The 1,330-nt window shown below is 40.2% G+C and carries 1 protein-coding gene; it reads left to right on the top strand.

What is annotated here, in order from left to right; translation table 11 throughout:
• The first annotated feature begins 2 nt into the window (after positions 1-2).
• Entirely contained in the window at positions 3-1,133 is a 1,131-nt protein-coding gene (locus tag K3T81_RS19315; protein ID WP_238022198.1) for an IS256 family transposase, read from the top strand.
• Positions 1,134-1,330: the final 197 nt, after the last annotated feature.

A 1,330-nucleotide genomic window follows, 5' to 3' on the forward strand; every position in this document is an offset into this window, starting at 1 on the left:
CTATGGTCCGTAATTTTGTTCAAGAAAAATTAGAGGTGATATTAAAAGAGGAATTTAAGAATTACTTTGAAGTAGAGCACCCAGAACTTAAAAATAGTAAAAATGGTTATTATGAGCGGGGTTTAGATACAAGATACGGACGAATTGAAGAACTTTCCATACCAAGAGATCGTGACGGGCATTTTCAAACAAACCTATTTGACCCTTACCAACGGAGAGAAAAATGGCTCGGGGAAAGCATTATAACGATGTACCAAAAGGGCTTTAGCACACGTGAAATTGGTACATTTATTGAGAGAATTCTAGGGGATTCGTATTCCGCAACTACCATTAGCAACATTACAGATGTGTTGGTAGAAGAAATTGATGAATGGCAGCAACGCCCTCTCGACAAAAGATATAGCGTTCTCTACTTAGATGGAACTTACCTGAAATTACGCCGGCAAGACGTGGATAGCGAAGTGGTTTACGTGATAGTAGGGATTACTGACGAAGGGCATAAAGAGATCGTAGGGTTTTATGTCGGGGGGAAAGAGAGTGCGCTTGGGTGGAAAGAAATCTTAACTAACCTTCATAATAGAGGCTTGGAAGAAGTATTATTGGGTGTATTTGATGGGCTTAGTGGTCTCGAAAAAGCTTTCAAGGAAGTATACCCCAAAGCCGACGTACAGCGTTGTGTAGTTCATAAAGTACGGAACGTACTTTCTTCCATTCGCCAGCGAGATAAAGAGGCTTTCACAAAGGACCTTAAAAAGGTCTACAAAGCAAGTTCCAAAGAGCAAGCTCTACAATGTTTTAGTGAGCTAAAAGAGGCCTGGAATAAGATCTACCCAAAGGTGATTTCTTCATGGGAAGAAGATCTTTCGGTCTTATTAACGTTTCTTGATTACCCAAGGATTATTCAACCTCAGATCTATACCACTAACACCATTGAGCGTACTATTAAAGAAGTAAAAAAACGTACGAAAAGCATGAATAGTCTCCCGAGCGAAAAGGCTGTAGAAAAAATTGTCTACCTTGTTTCGAAAGACTATAACGAAAGGTGGAGTAAAAGAGCAATAACTGAATTTGCGTCGGTAAAAGATGAACTCAAGTCCATGTTTGAATCAAGATATGGCTCTACAATCGAATAACTTAACTAGAGGAAGGACCTTCCTTTTTGTGGCGAACATACTAAATACGTTCGGTTTGACATGGAGCCTCTGCGGGCATGATTTTCACGCCAAGACCCAGCTATTTGGAAAACAGTTGGCTGGGCTAAATTAGGCTATCACACCCGCCTCTCCATATAAAACCTCACTTCCTGTTCTTTCGAAGTATGAGAGAAATA

Origin of the sequence: Oceanobacillus jordanicus, assembly GCF_022095695.1 — a bacterium.
Taxonomy (GTDB): Bacteria; Bacillota; Bacilli; order Bacillales; family Amphibacillaceae; genus Oceanobacillus_B; species Oceanobacillus_B jordanicus.

Bases quoted from the DNA above. Each gene is read 5' to 3' on its own strand.
- K3T81_RS19315 (WP_238022198.1), top strand. From the start codon at position 3: ATGGTCCGTAATTTTGTTCAAGAAAAATTAGAGGTGATATTAAAAGAG.